This is a genomic window from Oscillatoria sp. FACHB-1407 (assembly GCF_014697545.1).
In the GTDB taxonomy this organism is placed as follows: Bacteria; Cyanobacteriota; Cyanobacteriia; order Elainellales; family Elainellaceae; genus FACHB-1407.
The window spans coordinates 74878-100954 of record NZ_JACJSA010000009.1 but is presented as its reverse complement, the minus strand read 5'-3'; the positions used below and the strand labels follow the sequence as shown (position 1 = coordinate 100954).

Genomic DNA, 26077 nt, shown 5'->3' with positions numbered 1-26077 from the left:
GGTTATGACCTGGACTCGTCGCCACATCCTTTCCCTCGCAGACTTTACGCCCGATGAGTATGACACGGTGTTACAGACGGCTGCCAGTTTTCGGGAGGTGTTGTCTCGTCGAACCAAGCGAGTGCCAACGCTTCAGGGTCAGGTTGTAGCTAACTTGTTCTTTGAGTCATCCACCCGTACTCGGAGTAGTTTTGAGTTAGCGGCAAAGCGGTTATCTGCCGATACCTTAAATTTTGCCCCTGGAACTTCATCCTTGACAAAGGGAGAAACGATCTTAGACACGGCGAAGACCTATCTCGCCATGGGAACCGACATGATGGTGATTCGCCATCGCGAGGCTGGGGTGCCTGCTGCGATCGCCGCTGAAATGGATCGGTTGAAATCCCACGTTGGCATCTTGAATGCAGGAGATGGGCAACATGAACACCCATCACAGGCGTTACTCGACCTGTTTACGATATGCACATTGCTCGATCCAGAGCATCCCCGGTTGTCACTGTTGGCTGGCAAAAAAATTGCGATCGTGGGTGACATTCTGCACTCACGAGTTGCCCGCTCCAACATCTGGAGTCTTACCGCAAGTGGCGCAGAAGTCCATCTGGCAGGACCTCCTACCCTGGTGCCGAAATTGTTTGCTCACTACGTCAATCCTCACTATGACGCATTAACCTCCCCCCAAAGTTCCGCCGAGTTGCCTCCAGCGACCCTGTTACCCCGCAAGCTGTTTTTGCACTGGCAGCTTGAGCCTGCCCTACAAGATGCCGATTTTGTCATGACCCTGCGCTTGCAACGGGAACGCATGACCCAGCATTTGCTACCCAGCCTGCGCGAATATCATCAGCAGTTTGGGATCACCAGCGATCGCCTCAAACTCTGTAAACCGGACGTAAAAGTGCTGCACCCTGGTCCTGTTAATCGAGGCGTCGAGATTAGCTCAGACTTGATGGATGATCCCAAGATTAGTTTGATTGCTCAACAAGTCACCAGTGGCGTTGCCGTACGGATGGCGTTGCTGTATCTGATGGGAAGTGGAAGGGGATAGGGAAAAAGGATAAAGGATGAAGGATGAAGAGTGAAGAATGAAGAGGCGCGATTCATCGCGTCTGTAGGAAAAAGAGAAAGGGAGTCGCGAGCATCTTGCTCGCCCTCTCTAGTGATTATTCAGACAGAGTGAGCGTCTCGCTCACATTCGGAATGCACACACCAATTATCAACTCAAGCAACGCAAATCCAAAATCTAAAATCCAAAATCGTATGACTCTATCTGCCACGCCTATCCCTACCTCAACCCACGATCATTTCTCGATTACCTTTGCGCCATTGTCGTTAGAAGAAGTTTATGGTCTGGCGGATGATGCAGCGAATGGGGCAATCGTTGTGATGAGTGGTATGGTGCGAAACAACACGGATGGAAAGCCAGTCGTTGCCCTGGAGTATCAAGCGTATGAACCCATGGCGATCGCCATTTTCCAACAGATCGCCACTCAAATCCGCCAAATCTGGACCGATGTGACACGAGTGGTCATCCACCATCGCACTGGCAAGCTACAAGTTGGCGAGATCAGCGTGCTGGTGGCAGTGGGTTGCCCTCACCGTACGGAAGCCTTTGAAGCTTGCAAGTATGCGATCGACACGTTAAAACACAATGCCCCAATCTGGAAAAAGGAACACTGGGAAGATGGCTCCACCAGTTGGGTAAGCATTGGAGCCTGTGAACAACCGGGAGAGAATTGTTAGGAGGCGATCGCCTTTAAGGTAGAAAATTAACATTATTAATCAAACGAATAAGTTACCCAAGAATTCAAGTTTTTGGACATCAAGTCGTCTTTAGAGTGTTAGAAAAAATCAGATTTGAATATGCAAAGTGGATCGTTCCTTAAAAGTTACACGATTCAACTTTTGTAGAATGATTAGCATTTTCTAAACCTCAATTTATACATTCAGCTATAGCAGCCCTAAATCAATTTTGGCGATCGCTCTGTTACGGGTCGTAGATCATTCGTCCTCTCGCAGAACCCAGGACAGAGGAGAGTTTTCTCCAGTCTCTTCACAAGTCCAATAGGATTGCTATAGCATCATTAATTTCTCTTACTAAGGGTAAATGCATAAACGACTTTTAGACTTGTAGGCTAAAAGAAGAATCATCCCAAAGTGCTAGAGCTATGACCGATTTCAGTGAAATTTTGAGGCAGAAAATTAAACTCATTACAGAAAATTGGGTTGAAGCCGTTCGGCAAGATAGCGAGATCACAACAACTCAAGAATTAACCTACGAGTCCATCCGAAATAGCTTGCCGAAAGTGTTAGAAGCGATGGCAACAATTTTGTCTCAATCTGAGGTCAACGATGTCAAAACTCTAGTTGATGTCAGTTTAGAGCACGGTATTTTGCGGTCAGAGCAGGGATTTGAACCCTCAGAAATTGCTCGTGAATATCGTATTTTGCGCTCAGTTTTGTTCTCAATTCTAGAAACTGATCTGGTGGCAGGCTCGCCTACCGAATTGCTACGAGCCGTGCGATTGATTGACACCGTCATTGATGAGGCGATCGCCCGTTGTTTTGACAGTTACACCCAGGGGCGTTTGCGTGAGTTAGAGCAACTTCAGAGTGAATTAAAGCTGACTAATCAGGAGTTAACTCGTCTGGTACGGGCAAATCAATCCAATTTGGCGGAGTTAGCCCATGAGTTGAAAACGCCCCTGACCTCAATCATTGGCTATTCAGATCTGTTTTTACGGCAACACCGTCAGGAGGGGTCAACCCGCGACTCGATGCCCAATCTAGAAAACATTGAACGAGTATTGCAATCAGGACGACAACTTCTGCGGTTGATCAACGACTCCCTGGAAATTTCACGGTATGAGTCGGGCACGATGAAGTCTCAGTTCATTGACACGGAGGTCACTCCCCTGATTCGGTCGGTGGTTGAAATGGTAAAACCGTTGACCTATGGCAAGGCATTAGATTTGCAAATTGATTGCGATCGCGCCCCCCAACAGGTTGCCACCGACCCTCTACGGCTACAACAAGTCTTGACCAATCTCTTGAGCAATGCAATTCGCTACACCAAGCAGGGAACCGTGCAGTTAACCTGCCAGGTGATTTCCGAGCAGGAATGGACGATCATCATCAGTGATAGCGGCATGGGTATCGCCCCTGAAGACCAACAAGCCATCTTTCAACCCTACATTCGAGGACAAGTGGGCGATCGCGCCAATGTGGCTGACAGCACGGGGCTAGGATTGGCGATCGTCGATCGGTTGGTCAAATTATTAAACGGTCGGATTTATCTCGCATCACAACTCGATCAGGGGTCAACCTTCACTGTGATATTGCCGCTTACCTTATCCGAAACTCAACCTCATTCTGACGAATCGTGACATCGTAGTTACCAAAGAAGTCATGACCCAATAGACCCACACTCAAATCGGGACCTGCTACCGCCACAACGACATCCGTCGCAACTGCCCCTCCTACCTCAATGGAGTTGACATATCCCAGCGGAAACGCCACATCACGAGCACTCGCCGTATCCACCCTCACCTGCCCAACGGGAGTCACCCCCAATGCAGACGCCATCGCCTGAGTGATCAGCGTACCGCTGGCTCCAGTGTCCACAATCATTTCATAGGTTTGACTGCCATTAAAGGTGACATTGACAACGGGAGTGCCTCCCATCCGCCGAGTAATCGGCACCCGAAAGACGCCATCTCCAATAGCTCCACTCGGCACCGCAGGAGCAGCACTGATTGGCATACCCCCCTGTACCGGAGTGCCAGTAGGAGATACAACCACCCGCCCCGGATTGGTGCTATTGGTGGGACGGCTTGCCTGCTGCTGAGCGTAGGTTAAATTGCGGCGATATTCGGGGAGCTTGCGCTGAGCCACCGCATGGTTTGGGCTACCGACGGGCACAGACGCCATCAGGTCGATCGCCTGCTGCCAGCGACTCGCCACCAATCGCCAATCATCCTGGGATTGGGCAGACTGGCTAATCGTGTAGGCACTGGAGGCTCTGGCGATCGCCCGTTGATAGGAATCACTTTGCGTTTGAGGAGCGGGACTTGCCACCGGATTTGTCGTTGGGCTGGACACCGCATTTGGACTGGCTACCGGGCTCGCCACAGGAGCCGAGGTCTGCACAGCACTGGAGTTAATGGGGCTGTTGTTACCACAACTGGCAGTGGCGATCGCCACTACACTAAGCAAGACAGTAAGGGTTGCGCCGGACTGAAAAGAAATAGGCATGGCTGTGGTGAGTCGCGCCGAAGCGGTTAGGAGTTTGGCTACAATCAACCAGGGGCTACAATCAACCAGGGGTAGCGTCTGACCCTGTGACGCTCACCTGTAACTGACAAAAACGATGGTAAATCTTATACTTCAATATTCCCTGATCCAAGTTTAGGATTAAAGGCGTTGCGAAGCAGTTTCCCCGATTGGGTCATCGCACACTTCTATCGTTATCTCATATTGCTTATCGAGGTTCTATGTCATTTTCTACCGCCCAGCCTGCACTACTCGTTTTAGCAGATGGAACTACCTATCGAGGGTGGTCTTTTGGGGCAGCAGGTACAGCAATTGGTGAGGTCGTGTTCAACACAGGCATGACCGGATATCAAGAAGTTTTAACCGACCCCAGCTATCGCGGTCAAATCGTAACCTTTACTTACCCAGAGTTGGGTAATACGGGCGTCAATCCCGAAGATGAAGAATCAGATGCCCCTCACGTGGCAGGGGCGATCGCCCGCAACATCTGCCAGCGTCCCAGCAATTGGCGGTCAGCTCAATCACTGCCTGACTACTTGAAACAACACAAAATTCCAGGCATTTTCGGAATTGATACCCGCGCACTGACCCGCAAAATTCGTTCCACCGGGGCAATGAATGGAGCCATTTCAACCGAGATTCTCGACCCGATGGAGTTGCTGCTCAAGGTGCAAGAGGCTCCCAGCATGGCAGGGCTCAACCTGGTGAAAGAAGTCACCACCAAGGAGATTTACGAATGGTCTGATCCCACGACTGATGTTTGGGAATTTAGCAGCACTGCGACGCCCGGAGAGCCGCAATTGACCGTCGTGGCAATTGACTTTGGCATCAAACGTAACATTTTGAGACGGCTTGCTAGCTATGGTTGTCGCGTTATCGTTGTCCCTGCGGATACCCCTCCAGAAACGATTCTCAGCTACAACCCCGATGGCATCTTCCTCTCCAATGGACCGGGCGATCCATCCGTTGTCACGGAAGGGATTGAAACCACCAAAGCTTTGCTCAATGCTCAAAAGCCCGTCTTCGGCATCTGTATGGGACACCAGATTTTGGGACTGTCGTTGGGGGCTGAAACCTTCAAGTTAAAGTTTGGACATCGCGGTTTGAACCAACCTGCCGGGCTGCGACAACGGATCGAGATCACCAGTCAAAACCACGGCTTTGCGATCGCCGCTGACTCGTTGCCTGATGCCGACGTTGAGATCACTCACCTGAACCTGAACGATCGCACCGTTGCTGGGCTACGGCACAAAACCCTGCCCATGTTTTCAGTGCAATATCACCCTGAAGCCAGTCCTGGTCCCCACGATGCTGACTACTTGTTTGAGCAGTTTGTCAAAACCATGCGGGAACATCAGCAAGCTCACCCAGTTTAGATGTAGCCGACGAGGCAGAAAGATCCTGGAAACCTGAAAGCTCCGGTCTCTATAGCCGTCCTGAACAGGGATTTATTTTGCTTTCCTGGAAACTGGGGATCTGGGCAAAACCACCCCTGGAGTGATGGATTACGCAATGAATCAATGACTAGTGAACCGAAGATATGGTTTGATTAAATATTTAGGACACGCTCTTTGATGACCCAACAGCGACAGCTAACCTCTCACCTAAACGGATTGCTATCCACCCTAATTTGTTCTCGAACTTTGAGGTAAACCATGTCCAAAATTGTTTCCATTCACTCCTACCGGGGTGGAACTGGGAAATCAAATTCAACTGCTAATCTTGCTGCTACTGTTGCTCGATATGGTTATCGCGTTGGAATTGTCGATACCGACATTCAATCCCCTGGAATTCACGTCTTGTTTGGGTTTGATGAAGACAGTATCGATCGCTCCCTCAATGATTATCTCTGGGGACGTCGAGCCATCGGTGACGTAGCATACGATGTAACCTCAGTGCTAGAGGGAAAGGGAGATAGCCGTAGCAAAGTCTTTTTGGTGCCCTCCAGTGTCAAAGCAGGAGAAATTGCCCGTGTGTTACGCGAGGGCTACGACGTGGGCTTGCTCAACGAAGGCTTTCAGGACTTGATTGAGGCACTCCAGCTTGACTACCTGTTTATTGATACTCACCCTGGCTTAAACGAAGAGACGCTGCTCTCGATCACCATCTCAGATGTGCTGGTGTTGATTTTGCGCCCGGATCAGCAAGACTATCAGGGAACCGCCGTTACGGTGGATGTGGCTCGTAAGTTAGAGGTGCCGAAGTTGTTGATGGTGGTGAACAAAGCCCCAACGGTCTTTGATTTTGATCAACTGAGGCAGCGTATTCAAGAAACCTACGAGGCAGATGTTGCAGGCATTTTGCCCCACTCTGATGAAATGATGGTGTTAGCCAGCGCAGGTGTCTTTTCAATCAAATACCCTGACCACCACCTGACGAAGGTGATTGATGCGATCGCCCGTCAAGTCATGAGTTAGCAGGTGCTACCAGTGCCGTGTTTCCCAGCTTTGCCTGGGGATGCTGGCAATTTATCCCTATTTGTACGGGTTTGGAAGACCAAACCCTACCTTAACGTCGAATCGAATCAGGCGTCTGGCGCACTGTAGCTTTGGTCAGAAAGCTCAGGACAAAGCAATGGCTCAAACACTGATTTTAGGGGAGCTTTCTGACTCGCCTCCGCCCCAACAAAGTGGCTATGGCTGCAATTCGCGGACTACTCGAAAATCACGGTTTGCCAAACCGATGCCGATCGGTTCGCTCGTATCGCTGCAGTTTCAACCGCCACAATCTCTATCTCGAACTCAAGACCATTACATCGATCGGCTCAAATGAACCCGTTGTTGCTGTAGCACCTGATAATACAACTCCTCCAGACGGGTGATATTGCGGCTGAGGGTGTAGCGATCGAGTACCCGTTGACGCGCTTTGCGACCGAGCAGGGTTGTCAATTCTGGATGATCGCGGAAGAGTGGCAGCAAGGTTTGCAACTGGGTAGCAACCCGACTGGTGTTGAGAATGACCCCAGCACCGTCTTCAATCACTTCGCCATCTGCTCCGGCATCGGTTGCTAAACACGCCACCCCACAGGACATCGCCTCTAACAGTGACAGCGATAGCCCTTCTACGAGAGACGGCAGGATAAACACATCAGCACCGCGCAAAATCTCGATGCGCCGCTGCTCATCCGCCACAAACCCCAACCAGATAATGCCGTGTTCTGCCCCATAAAAAGGCATCAGCGTCGATGCTAGAGGACCATTACCCACGACGATTAATTTGCTGCGATCGCCCATTTCTGTCTGTTTCCAGGCTTTCAGCAGAGACTCCACATTTTTTTCAGGCGCAATCCGCCCCTGGTAGACAAACAACCGCTGTGCGCCCAATTCTGCCTTGAGGCGAGACAACCCAGGAGAATATTTCTCCACATCAACGCCATTCGGGATCACCGCCACCTGAGGCGCAGGCACCCCCAGACGCACGAGCAACTCTCGCTGAATGTGGGAGAACACAATGACGCGATCGTAGTTTGCCAAAAACGGGGCATAGAGTTGATACATCAGGTGTTGCGTGCCCGATGTCAAATTCCGCCGCTTGCGGTCAAACGGGGGGTGAAACGTTGCCACCAGGGGCAGGTCTAGCTCTTGACAAATTTCTGGAAGCAGAAAATCAAGCGGAGAGAGGGTTAAAGACGCATGAACAAGATCGGGCTTGAGCTGACTCAATGCCTGTATCAGGACTTTGCTGGATTTAAAGGAAGGAATCGTATAGATCTGCGATTTATACAGAAATGGAATGGACACTTCCTGACAATCTCGCCCAGTTTCGTCGGCTGACTCTTCAGCTTCGTCCTGCGCGAAATGAATAAAACTAACCCGATGTCCTCGATCTAGGAGAGCGTTTGTAACTTCTCGACCATAGGTGACGTTTCCACAAAAGGGAGACTTCTTTCCAAGCCAAGCAATATGCATTTAATTTAGGTTTGCCGTTTGAAATAATCTGTCTAATATATGAATTTAATCATTAATTAATTATTTCAGGGCAATTTGGTTCAGTCTGCCCGTGAAATCGACCAGGTAATGGCACCTCCTGCGATCGCCATCACTGCCAGCCCGATAAACACAATTCGCAGACCCAGATAGGTTTCTGCCACTCCCGCCAGTGCCAGAGGCAGACTCAATGCAATGTTAATAGCATTGTTTTGTAAACCAAAGACTTTCCCGCGCATTTCCTCCGGGGTTTCCTCCTGGATAGCGGTTTGCATGGGGATGCCCACCAACGCCGCAAATGCCCCCAGACAGGTCAACAACAACAGCGTTGGCACCAACCGCTCCGTAAACAGCGACAGAGCCGCAAGGGAGGCTGCCATGCCCACAGAGCCATAGAGGCTAAGCCGCGTGCGAGATACTCGTTGACCAAAGTAGCCAATCAGGACTGCCCCCAGTGCCATGCCGATGCCTCCAGTCGCCAGCAGGAAGCCAAACTGGGACGACTTGATCGCAGGCATCACCTCTGCTAACCGCACCGCCAGAACCGCCAGAGCCGCAAAAATCGAGAACAGAATGATTAACTGCGCCAATGCTGCCCGGACTCGCTTTTGCGCGTTTAGATAGCGCAGCCCATCGCGGATATTTTGCCAGACCTGAGGCGGTGGCTGATCATCCTGGTCTACCTTCTCGTTGGTTCGCAATAGCAGGAGCAACCCTCCAGCGATCGCATAGCTAAAGCCCACCAGCAGTTCCTTACCGATGTCAGGGCTAGTAATCGCGTTGAACTTGTCAATCAGCGTGTCAGCGATCGCCAGCAACGGTTCCCCCACGGCAAAGCCAATGATCACCGATGCCATCATGGTTGTGGTGTAGAGCGAATTGGCGGACAGCAAGTGCTTTCGTTCCACAATCAAAGGAATCACCGCCTGTTCCGCCGGGGCAAAGAACTGAGTCAGCGTTGACACCAAAAACGTAATGCCCAACAAGGCGGCAAAGCCGATGGGAATGCCAGAAAAAGGTGCCCACCCCTGCGACACCCACAGCAACAGTGGCAACGCTAGCACCAACCCCCCACGTAAGAGATTGGTAAACACCAGCACCGCTTTTTTAGACCAGTGATCAACATAGACCCCGGCGATCGACCCAAACAGCACCGCCGGAATCGTGAACGCAATCATGACGGCAGACACCCAACCACTAATCGTTTGCCCTGCTGCCTGAAAACGACTTGTGATGATCATGATCATCAGCACCAGGTAAACCTTGTCTGCCAACTGAGAAAAGACTTGACCACTCCACAATGCCAGGAAATTACGGTTTTTGAGAACGGGCAAAAACCCATGCTCAACCTCATCTGTCTCTACTTCTGGCACCTCGGCAGGACTGGAAAGAGAGCCATTGCGATGAGTATCAGCGTAGCCATTAGCCCCATTTCCAGAGTGAGATAGGACATCCTCATCCTCTTCAACCGTCGTTGGAGCATCATGGGTAGCCGTCGCTTGCATCAACTCCTGCATCGCGGCTAGAGCACTAGTATCTGACCGCTCATCGACATCCTCAATCTCCTCAACATCACTAGCCCCGTTATCCTTTGCCTGCGCTTTAGCCCCATTGCTTTTACCATTTAACGTCCTGTCTGGATTGGGTTCACGTAACGGCTGTAACGACGTGTCACCGAGTCTGTGTAGCGAGTCATCAGCCTCCGAGTGAAGCTGGCTGAGGAATGGCTGATGTATTCCCAGATCTGAATCGGACAATCGCATCATGGTTCAGGGGAGAGCAGGGGCGTGGACAAAAAACAGGTATCAACCAGCGTCGCCGAACGAATTGTTTTCTCAAAATGATATTGAGCGTAATTTCTAAGAACTCGCTCAACCGAGAGCCAAACGCGATCGGAGACAGAAGACGGCAAGGATTGTGGGGGCTGGATCGGGTTCTCCACGGAGGGCAAATCCGACTGAGCCAATCGTTGCAGCAGAGTCAATTCAGTTGCATCAAGGTGTGCCACATAATCGGGCGCAGCGTGAGAGTAGTGAGTTGCTTCGTGGGAAGCGATCGCTCCTTCAACAACTTTACCGCTTTGCTTTACCAACGGGTAAGAGACGGTCGATAGAGAAGCCCCCTTTCGCTGGGTAGATAAGCGTTCTTTGGCGGTGATCGGTTTAGACGACGACCGCTTCAACGCCGCCATGTCAACAGTACCACCCGCACTGGCACTGAATCCAACCCGCCAGTCAGAATTCATCAAATCGGGCATCAAGGCTTGTTGGGTCAGGCAACATTTATTGACTTGAGGTGCCACCCCTGCCAAGGTTAACAGATGAAAAATTCCCTGTACCAAAATTGCCAGTGTGCTGGCTCCGGGTTGTTGCTCAATTCGGCTGAGGAGTTGATTTAACAGGTCAAAAAGATCGTCCTGGGGTTGATCGCTCAAGGCTTGATAGAGAGCCAGTTCAGCGATGTATTGACTGGCGGTGAGTTTTCGTAAGTCCTGACTCAGGCTGGGATAGGACTCTAAACTCTCCGCCTGAATGATCTTGTCTAAACTCTTTCCCTTGACGATTAATAACTCGTTGACTACGAACAGCCCACTTCTTCCCCGCAGGCTAGATTGGTGCTTTCGCGCCCCTGGTGCTACTAGCCGAATTAACCCAAACTCTCTGGTCAACACCGTTAAGAGGCGATCGCTCTCCCCCAGAGGAATGCCTTTGAGATTAATTCCAGTTGCCTTGTAGGTTCCAGCCATTGGGAAAGGATGAAGGATAAACGATGAACGATCAGAAATCAAGTAAGGATGAAATATATATAAAGAACAAAAAATTAGGAGGAAGCGTTAAGGAATGGCAATTAAATCAGTTCCGTATTGGGTGGGGGTAGGTTTTGTCGTCAAATCCATTGCAGGGTGTAGATAGGTCTGCCAAACCCGCCCGCATCATTTGTAGATTTAGTCAATCCACAATCCTCAGTAGGAAATGGGTTTCTAGCCTTTATCCTTTATCCTTCAGCCTTCTTCTCCTCCTCTAGCCTAACGCGCTGACGAACCAAGTCGGGTCCGCGAGAGGTGCCGATTCGCGTTGCCCCTGCCACAATTAGCTCGATCGCCTGCTCTGCTGTACGAATGCCACTCGCCGCTTTGATGCCAATTCGATCTTTGGTCATTTCCCTTAAAAAGCGCACATCATTTACAGTTACGCCACCATTCCACCCGGTGTGGGTTTTGAGGTAGGCGACTCCGGCATCCATACAGACTTCCGCTGCCAGTTGCTTTTCTGCATCGGTCAACACCGACATCTCTAAAATCGCTTTGACAGGCTGACCCGTAGCATCACAAATTTCAGCAATCTCGCGATGTAACTCATCTGTTTTTCCCGCTTTGAGCCATCCCAAATTAATGACGACATCTAACTCAGTGGCTCCATTCTCAACCGCTTCTTGCGCCTCATAGAGCTTAACCGCTGAGGTAGTCGCCCCTGACGGAAAGCCAATCACCGCGCAGACCTGTGGACGACGGTTGTGCAACAGACTCGCTGCCTGCCGCACATGACACGGAAACACACACACCGCTGGAAACTTGAAGCGATCGGCTTCATCACACCACTGGATGACCTGTTCTGAAGTGGCGATCGGGATGAGCAGGGCATGGTCGATAAACTCAGCTAAATCAATATCGGGATAGTCTTCCATAGGGTTGGTACATCAGGAGAGTGGGTGAAAGGGTAGAGGGATGGAAGGGTAGAGGGGTGATTAATCGCGTCTCTTTCCCCTACTCTCTTACCTCAAATGGAGTATATCGGCCACCTAACGCCTCAACGATCGCCTGCGTATTTGCCACCATCATCTTGATATAAGAGTCGCCATTGCTGCCCGGTGCGCCCAGAGAGTCAGAATACAGTTGTTGTGGCGAGAGTTGAATTCCCGATTCTTCGGCGACAGTTGTAATGAGTTGGGGGTTGATGGTGGTTTCAGCAAAGATCGCCGGAACCCCGGTGGCTTTAATCGACTCCACTAGCTTTTGCACAGTTTGGGCACTGGGTTGTTCTTCGGTGCTGATGCCAATCAAGGTGCCCACAACGTCTAATCCGTAAGTCTGCGCGTAGTATTCAAAGGCATCGTGAGTGGTAACCAGTTTACGTTGATCAGCCGGAATGGTTGCAATCTGTTCGCCAATCCAGGTGTGAAGCCGCGCTAAATCAGCAGTAAAGCGATCGCTATTGTCGGTAAACGCTGCCTCACGGTCTGGCAACAGTTGAATCAGGGCATCCCGAATGGCTTCTGTCATGGTGATCACGTTCTCCACATTGCCCCACACATGGGGGTCAGGCACCTGTTCTCCTTCCTTGTCCATCTCTAGAGGTGACACCACTTCTCCCACTGCCAATTTTTCTACATTTGCCCCGGCAGAGTTCATCATGCGGATTAGCCCTGGTTCCAGGTTGTAGCCGTTATAGAGAATCAGGTCTGCCTCTTCAAAAGCGACGCTATCGGCGGGCACAGGTTCATAGACGTGAGGATCAACTCCTGGCTTTAAGATGCCTCGCAGTTCGATTGCATCCCCTCCAACCTGGGCTGCCCAGTCAGTAATGACCGTGCTGGTGGTGACGACCAATGGCTTGCCTCCCTCAGCGGAATCGTCACCCGATGCACCGCAGGCTGTGATCCAAAACCCCAGCAGGAATGCAGCGATCGCCACAGTTAATCGCCGTTTTTTGCGCCACCAACTCATAAGAATTTCTACCTATTATTTCTTTAAATTTCTACTATTTACTCTATATTCAACCGGGACTTGATTAATACTCATCACAAAATTTAAGACTTTAGGAGTAAAGCATTGAAATTTAACTTCTCAAACCTCGTTCTATTGACACATCTTCTCGAAATAGAAAACAAATTCTGTGTTTTTAAGTGCCAATAAAATTACAGTTTTAAGAAAATCAAATCTTGAATTGAGCAATACCAGAATTGTTTACATCTGCAACATCAATTGAATTTGAATTAACGTAGGTTTAACTCTCATAAAGGAAGGATTTGAAATCCAAGCCATCGTTAAATCTATAAAAGAACTATCGTTACATTCATAAGAGAATTGATAGGTAGTCATCCTAACTAGGATATGCATGGGTACGGATTACCTCTCATGAGTTCAACCAAAAATCAAGACTTTTAACCATCAAAATAATATCTCACGAAAGCCTATTGATAACTTTTCTTTAAAGAATTAACTCTTTGAGATTGTGTCATTAACTCGCAAATCAAACGGACAACCTTTACATCATTCTTTTGATTCGATAGAGTCTGACTTTTGATTTGATTCCCTATGTTTCTATAGATTGATTAACTATCGGAAATCAATTGTTAAAACATAAAAAGCAATCAATCGAAATAATTACCTTTGAGAGCAATTCTCATGGGTTTTTGATTGTTCAAACAAAGTTTATTAAGGAGTTTTTTCTGATGTTTTATCACGACAAACGACTCCAGTATTTCACTCCTCCTGAGCGACCCGATCCAGTCTACGCCAAGAAGATCCAAGAATTGATTGGCGGTACGTTTGGTGAAATGACTGTAATGATGCAGTACCTATTTCAGGGGTGGAATTGCCGGGGTCCCGCAAAGTACCGCGATATGTTACTCGACATCGGTACTGAAGAAATCGGGCACGTTGAAATGTTAGCAACCATGATTGCCCATTTACTCGACAAAGCTCCCATCAAAATGCAAGAAGACGGAGCAAAAGACCCGGTCGTAGGTGCAGTCATGGGTGGAACCAAGCCCGGTGAAGTGATCACCGATATCATTAACGGCAGCATGAATCCTCAACATGCGATCGTCTCTGGATTGGGTGCAACGGCGGCAGATAGCGTTGGCTATCCCTGGAATGGTCGGTTTATCGTAGCTAGCGGTAACTTGCTGGCTGATTTTCGCTCTAACTTGCACGCAGAGTCACAGGGGCGTTTGCAAGCAGTGCGGATGTACGAGATGACCGATGACCGGGGTGTACGTGACACTCTCAGCTTTATGATTGCCCGTGACACGATGCACCAAAATCAATGGCTCGCGGCGATCGAAGACCTGGAAAGCTCTGGTATGGAGACCACTCCTGTTCCCAGTTCCTTCCCATTGGATCTGGAGAAGCGGGAATTTGCTTACCAGTTCTGGAACAACTCCAAGGGTGAAGAAAGCCGTGAAGGACGTTGGGCACAAGGCAAATCCATTGATGGCAAAGGTGAGTTTGAGTACATCGCTAATCCAGAACCTCTGGGACCGGAGCCAAACCCTCCTCAAAGTGACCCTCGCTTATACGGTACAAATGTCTCCACTCATCCGCCGATGAAGGTGAAACACTAGTCTGGTTGTCTTGCTCCCCTTTAACTCTGGTTAAGGGGGCTACCGTGTACACAGATCTGAATGAGCGTTCAAAACTGGACTCGATCCCCTTAAATCCCCCTTCCAAAGCAGAGTGGTTTCATATACACAAAGAAAAGTGAATTAGAGTTTAATTGCCTTAATCTGCCCCCTAAATCCCCCAATTTTGGGGGACTTCAGACCCATTTCCCCCAAAATTGGGGGGCTAGGGGGGCGAAGCAAAAATTCTTCACTTGCATGAAACCACCCTGCCTAAATCCCCCTTCAAAAGGGAGATAAACTCCGGTTCTCTCCTTGTTAAGGAGGGTTAAGGAGGAATCAACCCCAGCACAAGCTGAATCAGACGACTTGTGGGTACACAGTAGCTGAAGAAGGGGGATTAGGGGATCTCATAAAGAGGGCGGGTGGATGAATGACCGAGATCATTTCCAGAAACCCGTCCAAAGACGTTTTCATTTTTCATTCATTTTTTGCTTAAATAGTTAATGAAATGGCTTTTCATTATTCTTTCATTTTCAGGTCACCCACGATAGGGTCCGGAGGCATTTGGGCATGAACACTAGAACGTTTCCTTATTCGTTAACCGTGGATAGCAGCCCAAACTACCACAGTGCCCATCAGCGTGTGTTTCAGCCAACCTCATCCGATAAGCAGGCAAGCACTGTAGCACGAGCAATTCAGGTAAACCGTCTGAGGGTTAGCTATCGCTCCGTTGAAGCACTCAAGGATGTCAACTTAACCATTCAACCGGGACGATTGACGGGTATTTTTGGCCCGAATGGAGCCGGAAAGAGCACCTTAATCAAAGCTATGTTGGGGCTTGTGCCCGCTCAAGGGGATGTCATCTATGGCGATCGCCCCCTCGTAGACCAGCGCGAACGGGTTGCCTATGTGCCGCAGCGATCGCAGATCGATTGGAGTTATCCTGCCACCGTGTGGGATGTGGTGATGATGGGACGAGTCCAAAAAACAGGCTGGTTTCAGCGGTTCTCAGCCGTGAGCCGTCGTGTTGCTGCTGCGGCTCTGGAGCGCGTCGGCATGGAAAAATATCGCGATCGCCCCATTGGGCAACTCTCAGGTGGGCAACAACAGCGCGTCTTCATTGCCCGTGCCCTAACCCAGGAAGCAGATGTTTTTTGCTTTGACGAACCCTTTGTGGGTATCGACCAAAAAACAGAAGACGTAATTTTTGACATCTTTCAGGAATTGGCAGCCGCTAACAAGCTGGTGCTGGTGGTTAGCCACGATTTAGGCGAAAGCATTCAACACTTTGATGACCTGATTTTGTTGAATCAATCGCTCATCGCTCATGGCGATCGCGCCACAGTCTTGACTCAAGAGAATCTGTATCTTACCTATGGTGGCAGAGTAGCCTTTGCGGCTTAAGCGATCGCTCTTGCGCGCGGATGACTGATGCGATGGGGAACTGAAAAGGGCTAGACCCCCAGTTTTGGGGGCATCCACAAACCCCAGTAAGGATACTCAACGAGAAATTGGGGCCTGGGAAAGCCGTACATTGGGTAGATGCGGGGGATCGATCATCCACTGACAATTGACCCATCCATTAACCATTGACCATTGACCATTGACCCATCCATTAACCATTGACTCATCCATATAACAATTAACCATTGACCATTGACCATTGCCCCATCCATTAACAATTGACTCATCCATTAACCATTGACCATTGACCCATCCATTGACCATTGCCCCATCCATTAACCATTGACCCATCCATTAACAATTGACCCATCCATTAACCATTGACCCATCCATTGACCATTGACTCAGTCGGCTCCTTCCTGCCCCATCCCCAGCCTTTATCCCTCTCCCTTCCTCCCCTATGGACTTCCTCCTTGAACCTTTGCAATACGGCTTCATGCAACGGGCACTGATTGTTGCAGTCCTCGTTGGGTTGATTTGTGCCGTCGTTGGGAGTTACCTGATGGTGCAGCGATTGGCGTTGTTGGGAGATGCCATCAGCCATTCGGTGTTGCCGGGGTTAGCGATCGCCTTTATGTTGGGTGCCAATATCTTCCTGGGGGCATTCATTGCGGGGGTGTTGAGTACGATGGCGATCGCCTGGATTCGAGCGCGATCGCCCATTAAAGAAGATGCCGCCATGGGAATTGTCTTCTCCGCCTGCTTTGCCTTAGGGATTACGCTGATTACGTTGATTCAGCACGACAACAAGATCGATCTGAACCACTTTTTATTTGGCAATATTTTGGGAGTCAGTACCGAGGAAGTCTGGCAAACCGCCCTGATTTCGGTCATTGTCCTGGCGGTAGTGGTGGCGTTGTACAAGGAGTTGTTGTTTTACACCTTTGACCCGTTGGGTGCCCAGGCGGCAGGTTTGCCTACAAATCTGCTTAACTTTGGGCTGATGGTGTTGATTGCTTTGACGATCGTCGCCAGCATGAAAGCCGTTGGGGTGATTCTCGTGTTGTCGCTGTTAATTACGCCAGGAGCAACAGCATATCTGCTGGTCAGCCGATTGCATTTGGTAATGATTTTAGGAGCGGCGATCGGCATTGTCTCTAGCATCAGTGGGATGTATCTGAGCTATGCCTTTAATTTGCCATCCGGTCCAGCGATTGTGTTGGTGGTTTCCGGCTTATTTGTGCTGGCATTGCTGTTTAGCCCAACGCACGGTGTTTTGACTCAACCCAAATCCAGTTCTGGAGAGCCGACCATTTGGCACGAAATTAAAGGGCTTTTACAATCCCGCAGACGGGCCGGGTGAACTTGCTCTGCGGCGTTTTTGCATGAATTTCAGAATCTTTTGAATCGCAAAAAACAGTAACCCAATGACCAGAATGCCCGCTAGAGCAGGGACGGTAATGGCAAGTCCAGACAACGTAGCCGCAGTTCCTAACTCCATTGTGGATAGTAGAGGGTTGGCAAATCCGCCTGTAGTTGAGGTAGAAACGATGCGCAACACATCGGTCATGCCCTGAGTGACGCCAGCGGCACCTCCCCCCAGAATGACTGCCAGTGTCCACTGCACCAGAGGACTGACCTCTCCCACCGCCGAAGCCGTTACGATCGTGCCTGCAACGATAGCTGTTGGGGTGGCGATCGTATCCAGCAGATTATCTAACCAGGGGATGTAATAGCCCCCCACTTCTAAAATCGCAGCAACGGCAAAGGCGACAAACGCCTCAGGTGTGCCAATCCACTCAAACCCAGAGGCAAGGGTCAGGTGACCTGACTGGGCTGCGATGCTCATCGCCAACATCGGCACAAAAATGCGAAACCCACAGGCGGCACTGAGGCTCATCCCTAACATCAGGCTAAATAAAGTTTCCAAGGTGTCCTCCGTCTGAGTCGATGAGGCTAACAACACAAGGTCAACCTTCAATTCCAGTCTGCCCTTGCTGACTTAAATTGCACCCAATCAACTTGATATTCTCTCACCCTGTAGCGATTGCCGGATTTAACGCCGTTCAATTCGGGCAGGAATGCCCTGTTGCTGAAGTTCCTGCACGAGTTCCTCGGCGCGAGATTGCTCGCTAAAGGCTCCGGCTTGCACTCGTGCCCCTTCATTGGTGTTTCGCAAGAATGCATCGCCTGACACCTGACGAACCTGCTCCAGGCTGCGATCGCCATTGTATTCTGTCACAACATGATAGAGGTTGTCCCGAGATGGAGCCGCACTGGGTGCTGTCGCCACCGAGGGAGCGGGGGCAGGAGATTGAGCAGCAGGTCTAGCCGCCGCAGAACGGGCAGGGGTTGGATTGGTCGAAGCTGCCGTAGTTGGCGCAGGACGGGTTGCCGCTGCCGCACGGTTAGATGATCTGGATTCAGATTGTCTAGATTCGGTGCGTTGACGCGGAGCAGATTGGCTGCGCTGACGACTGGGACCTGTGCTTGAAGCGGTCGCAACAGGGGTTTGTTGCTCTAAATTAACCGTCGGCAATGGGGCTTGAGGCACCGCAGTTGCTGCGTTTGGTTCACTTGCTGGGGAAGCGGTTGTCCCAGGAGTAGCTACCCCGGCAGGAGCGGACTCTCCAGTAGGCAACGTGCTGAGGGTATCGAGGTTTAAATCAACAAATTCTTGATCTGCCAGGTTCGGTGAAGGCAACGTGCTGGCAGGTGCAGCGGTTGTCGCGGTTGTGGTGGTGTTGGGTTGAGCAGGAGTAGAGGCGCGATCGCCCATCAGCTTATCCAATCCTAAAATGCTGATGCTGTTGGGATTCATGATCAGATAGCCAAAGGTGATGCTCGACAGCAACAGCAGCAACATGGAGCCGATGCCCAGTGGAGTCAGCAGGCTTTCCAGCATTCCCGGTTCTTCCGCTGCTCGCAGATCCTCTTCTTCTGCAATGCTTTTTAGCAGTTCCTCAGACGAAGCCAGATAACTATCCGGTTCCAGATCGTCCAGATTATGCTCAGTTAATGGTTGACCCACCTCTGGGTTGAAGGGTGCCAGACTGGATAGAGGCGCATCATCGGCAAAAGGATCGGCATTGGGGTCAGCCGCAATGGCGAGCGGAGGAGCAGCCTGTGGCGCATCTGCAATGGATGCAGCGGAAAGAGCAGCAGCACTCGCCCCAATCACAATCATGTCAGGTTGGCGATCGCTCCGTTGGCGACCTGTTTGCCCCGGCTTACGACCTCGCATCCGCCGATAGCGAGTTAACTCTTCATCGAGTTCAACATCCAGGCTTTCAAGTGCCGCTTTGAGAACGGGGTTGAGAAATTGCTCTGGTGAAGAAGGTTCTGCGGAGGCACGTCGTCGCATTCCACTACTCCTGCCAACTTTTCATGAATAAAGGATCGATGATAACCGAAAAGCAGTCATTCGCAACTAAATTTCAAAAATGCCCCTGATTTAAGCATTTAATATTAACACCTAACTCTATATATAGCGTTCATAACCTGTTGATGAACAGAGAGTTAAAGGTTTTATACCCATTTCACGCCGAATATGGCGATCGCACAACAGCGAGACTCAATCCCCGATAGTGTAGTTCAATTTGAGCCAAACAACACAAAATACTCAAACAAATATAGCTTTGGTCAGAAAGCTTAGGGCAAAGGCAATGGCTCAATCCCTGATGCTGGGGAGCTTTCTGACTCGCCTTGGAGGCAGAGCCTCCGTAACTCTATCTCCAAGCAGGAGCTTGGAAACAAGGTCTGCATGGGGTTTATTCGCCGAGAGAGTAATAGAAGAGGGTTATCCTTAAGCCTTTATCCTTTCGCTCTTCTCTCTTTCCTCTTTAATCCTTCAGCCTTTATCGTTTATCCTTTCCTACTCCCTACTCCCCACTTCCCTACTTCCGAGACGAATTCTGCGACTGATTCGACAAATTAATCCGTTCATTGAGTTGTCGCAGGGTTCGTGCCAGATCGACATCGGTTTCTTTGAGTTGGTCAATTTTGTTGTAGCTGTGGAGAACGGTGGTGTGGTCTTTGCCACCGAAGACCTCGCCGATTTTGGGCAGGCTCAGGTCGGTGTGTTGCCGCATCAGGAACATGCCCACCTGACGAGCGACGCTGATTTCGCGCCGACGAGATGAGCCTTTGAGGTCATCTACAGAAACATTAAACGCATCGGCGATCGCCGCCATCACAGCTTCGGGTGACGCAGGAATCTGCTCGGTAGGAGGATTGAGCACCGGGGCGATGTTTTCAACCGTCATCGGCAACCCCGAAATGGAGATGTAGGCAACGGCTCGAATCAGTGCTCCTTCCAGTTCTCGGATGTTGGAGGTATAGCTGGAGGCGATGTATTCGATCACCTCACGGGGCAGACGCATATTCTCATATTCGGCTTTCTTTTGCAAAATTGCCATCCGGGTTTCCAGATCGGGGGGTTGGATGTCAGCGATTAACCCCATCGAAAAGCGAGAACAGAGCCGTTCTTGTAGGCGAGGAATCTGGTTTGGGGGGCGATCGCTTGCCAGAACGACTTGCCGACCTGCTTCGTGTAGCGTATTGAACGTGTGGAAGAACTCTTCCTGGGTATATTCCTTACCCTCAATGAACTGAATATCGTCCACCAGCAGCACATCGACCGCTCGATACTGCTCCCGAAAGCTCTGCATACTGTCTTTACGGATGGCAGCGATCAAATCGTTGGTGAATTGCTCTGTAGAGACGTAGAAAATCCTGGAGTTGGGATCAATTTCTAAGCGATAGTGCCCGATCGCCTGCATCAGGTGAGTCTTTCCCAATCCGACCCCTCCACAGAGGAAGAGGGGATTAAATTCGCGCCCGGGTGACTCTGCCACTGCCAGGGATGCAGCATGGGCCATGCGGTTATTGGAACCAACGACGAAGCGGGAAAAGACATATTTGGGGTTGAGGTCGTTATGCTGCTTATGCCTCTGAGATGTAGTTGTGGCAGTGGTTGCGGGAGCCTCAGTCGGAGGAACGACATTAGGCAGAGGCCACAGCAGGTCAATGTCTGCCCCTTCTTCTGCCTCACTCCCCGGTCGAGCCGTGATATGAATGTCGATCGATCGCCCCAATACCTCGGTCACCACATCCACAATGGTTTTGAAATAGTACTTCTGCAACCAGTTGCGGGCAAAGGGATTGGTCGTGCAAATGACCAGACAGTTGTCGTCAAACTTTTCGACGCTGGCGGATTTGACCCAGGTATCGAAGGTGGGGCGGCTCAACTGCGACTCTAGACGCTCTAAAACTCGGTTCCAGAAATTTTCTAAGGTCATTTCCACGGCTGCTCAACCCCACCTGAATCGCTGATAAACCAGAGGCTACGATTATAAGTGCTCCACTCCAGGGATCAAGTGCGATTTCTTGAAGAATTAATTTTTTTTGAGGAATTAATTCTCGGTCATGCACCAAACGCCTAAAGAGCAGTTCCAAACCCTAGCCTCTGATCTTGGCTTAACTAGACTACTAGATATACCGTTGGAAAGCTATACCAATTCCAAATATGGAGATCCGCTCTGATTTTTACCGATCCTTCGGTCGATTGGCGGTTGTCAACATCCTCTCCAATCTGCTGGTGCCCCTGGCGGGCTTAATTGACATCGCGTTTTTGGGGCATCTGGATGAAATTCGCCATTTAGCAGGCGTAGCCCTCGCAACGGTGTTGTTTAACTACATCTACTGGACGTTTGGCTTCCTGCGGATGGGAACGACGGGCACCACCGCTCAGGCATTGGGAAGGGGCGATCGCCCCGAGGTCTGGTTAACGGGACTCCGTAACGGGTTGCTGGCACTGGGCTTGGGGCTACTGATTCTGATCTTGCAATATCCCCTGCGAGAACTAGGGTTTGCCTTGCTGAGTGCCACTCCTGATGTCAAAGCCTCTGGTATGGCTTATTTCAACTCGCTGGTCTGGGGTGCTCCGGCTACCCTGATCAACTTTGTCCTGGTGGGTTGGTTTTTGGGACAGGCACAGGGGAGTCAGGTGCTGCTGTTATCGGCGGTGAGCAACCTGACGGATGTGGGGTTAAATTATCTGCTGATCGTGCAGTGGGGGTGGGGCAGTGCTGGGGCGGGATGGTCTACCGCATTGAGCCAGTACGCCATGCTGGGGGTCGGGCTGTGGCTGGTGAGTCGGGAGATGCCATGGCAACAGGTGAAGGCGATCGCCCCTCAAATTCCCAATCCTGCCGCACTCAAAGCCGCTTTCAGTCTGAATACGGACATCATGATTCGCACGTTTGCGATGGTGACGACCTTTAGCGTGTTCACCAACCTGAGTTCGGCGTTTGGTACGGACGTGCTAACCACCAATACCCTGCTGCTCCAGATCGTCACCCTGGCAGCCTACTTCATCGATGGGTTAGCGTTCGCCACGGAGAGTTTTGCAGGCATCTTTCGTGGCAAAGGTTCGCATCCTCAACTGATGACGTTGGTGTGGTTGTCGGGCAGCATCAGCCTGGGCTTAGGGCTACTGTTTGCGATCGCCCCTATTCTCATGCCCCTGCCTATCTTTCGCCTATTGACCAAGCACACCGACATCCTCGATCAGGTCAGCCAATACGTGGGTTGGCTCATGCCGATTCTGGGATTTGGCTCGATCGCCTACATGCTGGATGGCTACTTTTTGGGCTTGACCGAGGGACGCATCCTCAAAACCTCGACCCTGATGGCAACGTTCATCGGCTTTGCTCCACTGGCAGCGATCGCCTGGTGGTTCAACAGCGTGCAGTTGCTCTGGTTAGCCCTGGCTGCGTTTATGGCGACTCGTGCCCTGACTCTGAGCCTGCAAGTAGCGAAAACCTGGAAGCCGTTGTAGGAAATGGGGAATGGGGAGTGGGGAATGGGGAGTGGGGAGTGCGGAGCCGTCTAATTCGTAACGCCTCCTGTCCCCAAATCAGGAAATAATAGTGGATGCGAATGATGCCTCCTGTAAATCCCTGAGCATTCGACTGGGGCTTACGACAACCTAAAATCGTAAATCTAAAATCCAAAACCCAAAATCGCTCCTATGACTACCACTCCCGCTACTCCAACCCCTGATGCGATCGCCACTTCCGATTGGTCAGCGTTGCTGCAACAACTGATTGACGGTCAATCACTCGATCGCCAACAGGCGGCTGATCTGATGCAAGGTTGGTTAACCGAAGCGATTCCCCCAGCGTTGTCAGGGGCGATCTTAGCCGCTATTCAAGCTAAAGGAGTGTCGGCAACTGAGTTGGCAGGGATGGCGGAAGTGCTGATGGAGCAATCTTTGGGAGCGGCGATCGACTCTGGCTCACTGCCCTCTGTGCGGATTGACACCTGTGGAACCGGGGGCGATGGCGCATCCACCTTTAATATCTCTACAGCCGTGGCGTTTGTGGCTGCCGCAGCGGGAATTCCTGTAGCAAAACACGGCAACCGCTCCGCATCGGGTAAGGTTGGTTCCGCCGATGTGTTAGAAGCATTGGGTATCAAAATTACTGCCTCACCGGAACAGGCAAAAGCGGCTCTGGATGACGTGGGTATTACCTTCCTGTTTGCTCCGGGTTGGCATCCAGCTATGAAATATGTCGCGCCGATTCGCAAGACCCTGAAAGTGAGAACCGTGTTTAACCTGTTGGGCCCGCTGGTGAATCCCCTGCGTCCCACCGGACAGGTGATTGGCGTCTTTAATCCTGGCTTTGTTGAGACGATCGCCCAGGCACTCCAGGAACTCGGCAGACCCCAGGCGATCGTGCTGCATGGACGCGAGAAGTTGGACGAAGCCGGATTAGCCGATGTGACCCACCTCTCAGTTCTGGCGGGCGATCGCCTCGAATCAATTACCCTCGACCCAACTGAGGTGGGATTGACCGCTGCCCCAACCACGGCCTTGAAAGGGGGAGAAGTGGCAGAAAACCTGGAAATTATGCGCGATGTATTGCAGGGCAAAGGCACCCAGGCGCAGCAGGATGTCGTTGCCCTGAATGCCGCTCTGGCGTTGAGCGTAGGGGGTGGCATTCCCCTCGATTTGTCTAATGCCTCTCCTGTTGAGGTCTATGCCAAAGGAGTGGCGATCGCCAAAGACATTCTCAAGAGCGGAGCCGCATGGGACAAAGTGGAGCAGTTGGCAACCTATTTGAAGGAGTAGGGAATAGGGAGTGGGGAATGGGGAAGTGGGAATGGGGAATTTCGTAGGGGGCGTTTCGTGAAACGCCCGCACAGGGGCGGTCAGTTTTTGAGAGTTTTATCCGCATTCAGCAACGCCCCAAAATCTTCATGTGTTGATCCCAACAGTCTTAAACTTCAGCCTGTAGAATAGGGCAGTTTGCATTCGGAGGTTGTCATGCGTCTGACTCGTTGGCATCGAGTTTTGGCTCCCATTCTGCTCAGCCTGTTGCTGCTGGTTTCTGCCTGTCGTTCTCCAGCAGAACCGTCCCCCTTTGCTCAAACTCAGCAGGAGACAACCCAACGGGATGCCCCGGCGGCAGTCGCGGCTGAGGCGCAAGCAGGGGGTGAGTTCAACCCATTCTTTCCAAAATCGGTCGAGGGCTATGAAATCGTTCCTGCTCAGGAGAAACAGGGCTTTGCCGAATATAAGGTCAATCAAAACGGCACGAACGTTGCCATGTTAGCCATTAGCGACACAACCGGGACTCCTGCGGCTGCCAAGTTTGAGGGAACAACACTGACGATCGCTGGCTATCCCGCTGTGGAGCAGGGACAAAACGCCACCGCTCTTTTAGTGGGCGATCGCTATCAGGTCAAAGTCCTCTCCCGCGACCCGTCCTTCACCAAAGAAGACCGCGCCGAATGGCTGACCAAGTTTGATTTAGCTGGATTAGCAAGCTTGGCATAACGAAGAAAGGATGAACGATGAAGGATAAACGATAAACGAAGAGGGAAGAAGGAAAAAAGAAGAGGGAAAAGACGTTGCTGAATGCAGATGCGATTCTGAAAAACTGCCCACCGCTGTACGGGTGTTTCGCGAAACGCCCCTCCGAACTTCATAGATTGGATCAGCAACACCGAAGAAAGAAGAGGCAACGATCATTAACTATTGACCACTAACCATTGACCACTAACCATTGACTCCTGACCCCTGACCCCTGACTCCTGACCCCTGACTACTGACCATTGACCATTGACCATTGACCACTGACCATTGACCATTGACCACTAACCATTGACCATTGACCATTAACCATTGACCATTAACCCTTGACCCCTGACCACCAACCAAACACAGGAGAAATCCATGAGCAAACCGATTTATGAATTGATCGACCATTTGCCGACTGGTGGTTTGACCGTCATGGCATTGCGATCGCTCGATTTTGTGGTTCCGGGGCAGTGGCAAAACCTCACCGGATTTGAAAACACCATCCGTACTGTGACTGGGGAGAGCGACCCGCAACTAATCAAGCAAATTGGCGATCGCGCCATTACTCTGTTCAACGACAAATCTCAGGGCTACCAGCGGGCACTCTGGCTCTATCAAACCGTTGATTCCGCATCAGGGGCGATCGGTACTGCCGCTTTAGCCAATAAAGTCGGACAGGATGTGTCATTTTTGGGATTTCTCAAAAACCTCACTCCAAAACCCGAAAAGGCGCAGACCATCGACCTTTGCGTCAAGTTAGTCGTAGAACTGGTCGCCTTCTGCCAGATCAACGGCATCCCCGGTGACAGCATTGGCGACTTCCTGGCTGCCCTCAAGGACTACGGCGGCGAATCCCTGATGCGGATGGCAGCATTGGTCTGTTTTGATGGCTTGATTCCCCTGGGTTCTGACTTTGCCCTCAAAGCGTTAAACGCTATTAAACAGATGGCTCCCTCTGATCTGGAGCACAACCAGACATTCAAAGCCGTCCATTCTCTCATTCCCGGTGGCAATGCCAAAGGGCAACAGGGCTTTATCATCGAGAGCTTTGAGTCCACCAAAGGCTGGATCGATAACTTTGTTGGCTCCCACGACCTCACGCCCGACAAAGTCGTAGACCACCTGATCCGATTTGTGGAAGTCTCCAAAGACAAGTTGGACTATCTCGGCGCGTACCTGGATATGGTGGTGAAATACTACGAGCATACGGGCATTCAAACGCTGGCTCGACGGTTGACCGAACGAGCCGTCGCTGAGATTTAGGGTA

General features: G+C 50.9%; 23 protein-coding genes. 13 read left to right on the top strand and 10 right to left on the bottom strand.

The genetic code is table 11. The features are described 5' to 3' along the window. The first annotated feature begins 4 nt into the window (after positions 1–4). The 3 genes from H6G89_RS16380 (at position 5) to H6G89_RS16370 (ending at position 3380) form a co-directional block, all read left to right on the top strand. Positions 5–1042 (top strand): aspartate carbamoyltransferase catalytic subunit, encoded by a 1038-nt coding sequence (locus H6G89_RS16380; protein ID WP_190508221.1) that lies wholly within the window; start codon positions 5–7, stop codon positions 1040–1042. A gap of 212 nt (positions 1043–1254) precedes the next feature. Continuing rightward, positions 1255–1737 carry a molybdenum cofactor biosynthesis protein MoaE gene (locus tag H6G89_RS16375; protein ID WP_190508219.1) on the top strand — a complete coding sequence of 161 codons (483 nt, stop codon included), beginning with the start codon at positions 1255–1257 and terminating at the stop codon, positions 1735–1737. A 425-nt stretch (positions 1738–2162) separates the two neighbouring features. Then, positions 2163–3380, top strand: coding sequence for a sensor histidine kinase (locus H6G89_RS16370; RefSeq protein WP_190508217.1), 1218 nt, complete (start codon positions 2163–2165; stop codon positions 3378–3380). Here the strand turns inward: H6G89_RS16370 and H6G89_RS35065 are convergent. Continuing rightward, positions 3340–4248, bottom strand: a complete 909-nt coding sequence (locus H6G89_RS35065) for a retropepsin-like aspartic protease family protein (protein ID WP_190508215.1) — start codon at positions 4246–4248, stop codon at positions 3340–3342. The genes H6G89_RS16370 and H6G89_RS35065 overlap by 41 nt on opposite strands. Before the next feature lie 239 nt (positions 4249–4487). Here H6G89_RS35065 and carA point away from each other — a divergent pair, with 239 nt between their 5' ends. From carA to H6G89_RS16350, 3 genes are all read left to right on the top strand, one after another. Further along, the gene (gene carA / locus H6G89_RS16360) at positions 4488–5642 is read left to right on the top strand and encodes a glutamine-hydrolyzing carbamoyl-phosphate synthase small subunit (RefSeq protein WP_190508213.1); all 1155 of its coding nucleotides are present in this window, start codon (positions 4488–4490) and stop codon (positions 5640–5642) included. A 279-nt stretch (positions 5643–5921) separates the two neighbouring features. Continuing rightward, positions 5922–6683: a MinD/ParA family ATP-binding protein gene (locus tag H6G89_RS16355; protein WP_190508211.1), complete on the top strand. Its 762-nt coding sequence runs from the start codon at positions 5922–5924 to the stop codon at positions 6681–6683. A gap of 157 nt (positions 6684–6840) precedes the next feature. Next, positions 6841–7038 carry a hypothetical protein gene (locus H6G89_RS16350; RefSeq protein WP_190508209.1) on the top strand — a complete coding sequence of 66 codons (198 nt, stop codon included), beginning with the start codon at positions 6841–6843 and terminating at the stop codon, positions 7036–7038. Here H6G89_RS16350 and H6G89_RS16345 read toward each other — a convergent pair. The 5 genes from H6G89_RS16345 to H6G89_RS16325 form a co-directional block, all read right to left on the bottom strand. Further along, complete coding sequence (locus H6G89_RS16345) at positions 7017–8174, bottom strand: glycosyltransferase family 4 protein (protein ID WP_190508207.1); 1158 nt, start codon at positions 8172–8174, stop codon at positions 7017–7019. The genes H6G89_RS16350 and H6G89_RS16345 overlap by 22 nt on opposite strands. Before the next feature lie 80 nt (positions 8175–8254). Further along, complete coding sequence (locus tag H6G89_RS16340; protein ID WP_242059975.1) at positions 8255–9958, bottom strand: MFS transporter; 1704 nt, start codon at positions 9956–9958, stop codon at positions 8255–8257. Continuing rightward, complete coding sequence (recO, locus tag H6G89_RS16335; RefSeq protein WP_190508205.1) at positions 9955–10938, bottom strand: DNA repair protein RecO; 984 nt, start codon at positions 10936–10938, stop codon at positions 9955–9957. The genes H6G89_RS16340 and recO overlap by 4 nt, the downstream gene beginning before the upstream one ends. Before the next feature lie 248 nt (positions 10939–11186). Next, positions 11187–11876: a deoxyribose-phosphate aldolase gene (deoC, locus tag H6G89_RS16330; protein ID WP_190508203.1), complete on the bottom strand. Its 690-nt coding sequence runs from the start codon at positions 11874–11876 to the stop codon at positions 11187–11189. A gap of 79 nt (positions 11877–11955) precedes the next feature. Next, the gene (locus tag H6G89_RS16325; RefSeq protein WP_190508201.1) at positions 11956–12915 is read right to left on the bottom strand and encodes a metal ABC transporter solute-binding protein, Zn/Mn family; all 960 of its coding nucleotides are present in this window, start codon (positions 12913–12915) and stop codon (positions 11956–11958) included. A 728-nt stretch (positions 12916–13643) separates the two neighbouring features. Between H6G89_RS16325 and H6G89_RS16320 the strand changes: the two genes are divergently transcribed. Next, complete coding sequence (locus H6G89_RS16320) at positions 13644–14537, top strand: manganese catalase family protein (protein ID WP_190508198.1); 894 nt, start codon at positions 13644–13646, stop codon at positions 14535–14537. A 570-nt stretch (positions 14538–15107) separates the two neighbouring features. After that, entirely contained in the window at positions 15108–15941 is an 834-nt protein-coding gene (locus H6G89_RS16315) for a metal ABC transporter ATP-binding protein (protein WP_190508196.1), read from the top strand. A 96-nt stretch (positions 15942–16037) separates the two neighbouring features. Here H6G89_RS16315 and H6G89_RS16310 read toward each other — a convergent pair whose 3' ends face one another. Next, positions 16038–16292: a hypothetical protein gene (locus H6G89_RS16310; RefSeq protein WP_190508194.1), complete on the bottom strand. Its 255-nt coding sequence runs from the start codon at positions 16290–16292 to the stop codon at positions 16038–16040. Positions 16293–16401: 109 nt separating this feature from the next. Between H6G89_RS16310 and H6G89_RS16305 the strand changes: the two genes are divergently transcribed. Beyond that, a complete protein-coding gene (locus H6G89_RS16305; protein WP_190508192.1) occupies positions 16402–17304 on the top strand; it encodes a metal ABC transporter permease in 903 nt (300 codons plus the stop codon). Here the strand turns inward: H6G89_RS16305 and H6G89_RS16300 are convergent. The 3 genes from H6G89_RS16300 to dnaA form a co-directional block, all read right to left on the bottom strand. After that, positions 17278–17871 (bottom strand): DUF4126 domain-containing protein, encoded by a 594-nt coding sequence (locus H6G89_RS16300; RefSeq protein ID WP_199336758.1) that lies wholly within the window; start codon positions 17869–17871, stop codon positions 17278–17280. The two genes, H6G89_RS16305 and H6G89_RS16300, sit on opposite strands and share 27 nt — an antisense overlap. Positions 17872–17997: 126 nt before the next feature. Next, the gene (locus H6G89_RS16295) at positions 17998–19305 is read right to left on the bottom strand and encodes an SPOR domain-containing protein (RefSeq protein ID WP_190508190.1); all 1308 of its coding nucleotides are present in this window, start codon (positions 19303–19305) and stop codon (positions 17998–18000) included. A gap of 532 nt (positions 19306–19837) precedes the next feature. Beyond that, on the bottom strand, positions 19838–21247 hold the full coding sequence (dnaA, locus tag H6G89_RS16290) for a chromosomal replication initiator protein DnaA (RefSeq protein ID WP_190508188.1): 1410 nt from the start codon (positions 21245–21247) through the stop codon (positions 19838–19840). A gap of 221 nt (positions 21248–21468) precedes the next feature. On the opposite strand from dnaA, the gene gntT reads away from it, so the two are divergent. The 4 genes from gntT (at position 21469) to H6G89_RS16270 (ending at position 26073) form a co-directional block, all read left to right on the top strand. Beyond that, a complete protein-coding gene (gene gntT / locus H6G89_RS16285) occupies positions 21469–22782 on the top strand; it encodes a guanitoxin biosynthesis MATE family efflux transporter GntT (protein ID WP_190508186.1) in 1314 nt (437 codons plus the stop codon). Positions 22783–22974: 192 nt separating this feature from the next. Further along, positions 22975–24078 (top strand): anthranilate phosphoribosyltransferase, encoded by a 1104-nt coding sequence (gene trpD, locus H6G89_RS16280; RefSeq protein WP_190508183.1) that lies wholly within the window; start codon positions 22975–22977, stop codon positions 24076–24078. Between the two features lie 195 nt (positions 24079–24273). Further along, positions 24274–24786, top strand: a complete 513-nt coding sequence (locus H6G89_RS16275) for a hypothetical protein (protein ID WP_190508181.1) — start codon at positions 24274–24276, stop codon at positions 24784–24786. Between the two features lie 399 nt (positions 24787–25185). Further along, positions 25186–26073, top strand: coding sequence for a hypothetical protein (locus tag H6G89_RS16270; RefSeq protein WP_190508179.1), 888 nt, complete (start codon positions 25186–25188; stop codon positions 26071–26073). The last annotated feature ends 4 nt before the right edge of the window (positions 26074–26077 follow it).

What these genes read in the sequence shown, in the direction of transcription:
- H6G89_RS16355 (WP_190508211.1), top strand. Translation starts at nt 5,922, where the DNA reads ATGTCCAAAATTGTTTCCATTCACTCCTACCGGGGTGGAACTGGGAAA.
- trpD (WP_190508183.1), top strand. Translation starts at nt 22,975, where the DNA reads ATGACTACCACTCCCGCTACTCCAACCCCTGATGCGATCGCCACTTCC.
- H6G89_RS16305 (WP_190508192.1), top strand. Translation starts at nt 16,402, where the DNA reads ATGGACTTCCTCCTTGAACCTTTGCAATACGGCTTCATGCAACGGGCA.
- H6G89_RS16275 (WP_190508181.1), top strand. Translation starts at nt 24,274, where the DNA reads ATGCGTCTGACTCGTTGGCATCGAGTTTTGGCTCCCATTCTGCTCAGC.
- H6G89_RS16310 (WP_190508194.1), bottom strand. Translation starts at nt 16,292, where the DNA reads ATGGGTCAATGGTTAATGGATGGGGCAATGGTCAATGGATGGGTCAAT.
- H6G89_RS16325 (WP_190508201.1), bottom strand. Translation starts at nt 12,915, where the DNA reads ATGAGTTGGTGGCGCAAAAAACGGCGATTAACTGTGGCGATCGCTGCA.
- H6G89_RS16315 (WP_190508196.1), top strand. Translation starts at nt 15,108, where the DNA reads ATGAACACTAGAACGTTTCCTTATTCGTTAACCGTGGATAGCAGCCCA.
- H6G89_RS16345 (WP_190508207.1), bottom strand. Translation starts at nt 8,174, where the DNA reads ATGCATATTGCTTGGCTTGGAAAGAAGTCTCCCTTTTGTGGAAACGTC.
- carA (WP_190508213.1), top strand. Translation starts at nt 4,488, where the DNA reads ATGTCATTTTCTACCGCCCAGCCTGCACTACTCGTTTTAGCAGATGGA.
- H6G89_RS16270 (WP_190508179.1), top strand. Translation starts at nt 25,186, where the DNA reads ATGAGCAAACCGATTTATGAATTGATCGACCATTTGCCGACTGGTGGT.
- H6G89_RS16340 (WP_242059975.1), bottom strand. Translation starts at nt 9,958, where the DNA reads ATGATGCGATTGTCCGATTCAGATCTGGGAATACATCAGCCATTCCTC.
- deoC (WP_190508203.1), bottom strand. Translation starts at nt 11,876, where the DNA reads ATGGAAGACTATCCCGATATTGATTTAGCTGAGTTTATCGACCATGCC.
- H6G89_RS16350 (WP_190508209.1), top strand. Translation starts at nt 6,841, where the DNA reads ATGGCTCAAACACTGATTTTAGGGGAGCTTTCTGACTCGCCTCCGCCC.
- H6G89_RS16295 (WP_190508190.1), bottom strand. Translation starts at nt 19,305, where the DNA reads ATGCGACGACGTGCCTCCGCAGAACCTTCTTCACCAGAGCAATTTCTC.
- gntT (WP_190508186.1), top strand. Translation starts at nt 21,469, where the DNA reads ATGGAGATCCGCTCTGATTTTTACCGATCCTTCGGTCGATTGGCGGTT.
- H6G89_RS16320 (WP_190508198.1), top strand. Translation starts at nt 13,644, where the DNA reads ATGTTTTATCACGACAAACGACTCCAGTATTTCACTCCTCCTGAGCGA.
- H6G89_RS16375 (WP_190508219.1), top strand. Translation starts at nt 1,255, where the DNA reads ATGACTCTATCTGCCACGCCTATCCCTACCTCAACCCACGATCATTTC.
- H6G89_RS16370 (WP_190508217.1), top strand. Translation starts at nt 2,163, where the DNA reads ATGACCGATTTCAGTGAAATTTTGAGGCAGAAAATTAAACTCATTACA.
- recO (WP_190508205.1), bottom strand. Translation starts at nt 10,938, where the DNA reads ATGGCTGGAACCTACAAGGCAACTGGAATTAATCTCAAAGGCATTCCT.
- H6G89_RS16380 (WP_190508221.1), top strand. Translation starts at nt 5, where the DNA reads ATGACCTGGACTCGTCGCCACATCCTTTCCCTCGCAGACTTTACGCCC.
- H6G89_RS35065 (WP_190508215.1), bottom strand. Translation starts at nt 4,248, where the DNA reads ATGCCTATTTCTTTTCAGTCCGGCGCAACCCTTACTGTCTTGCTTAGT.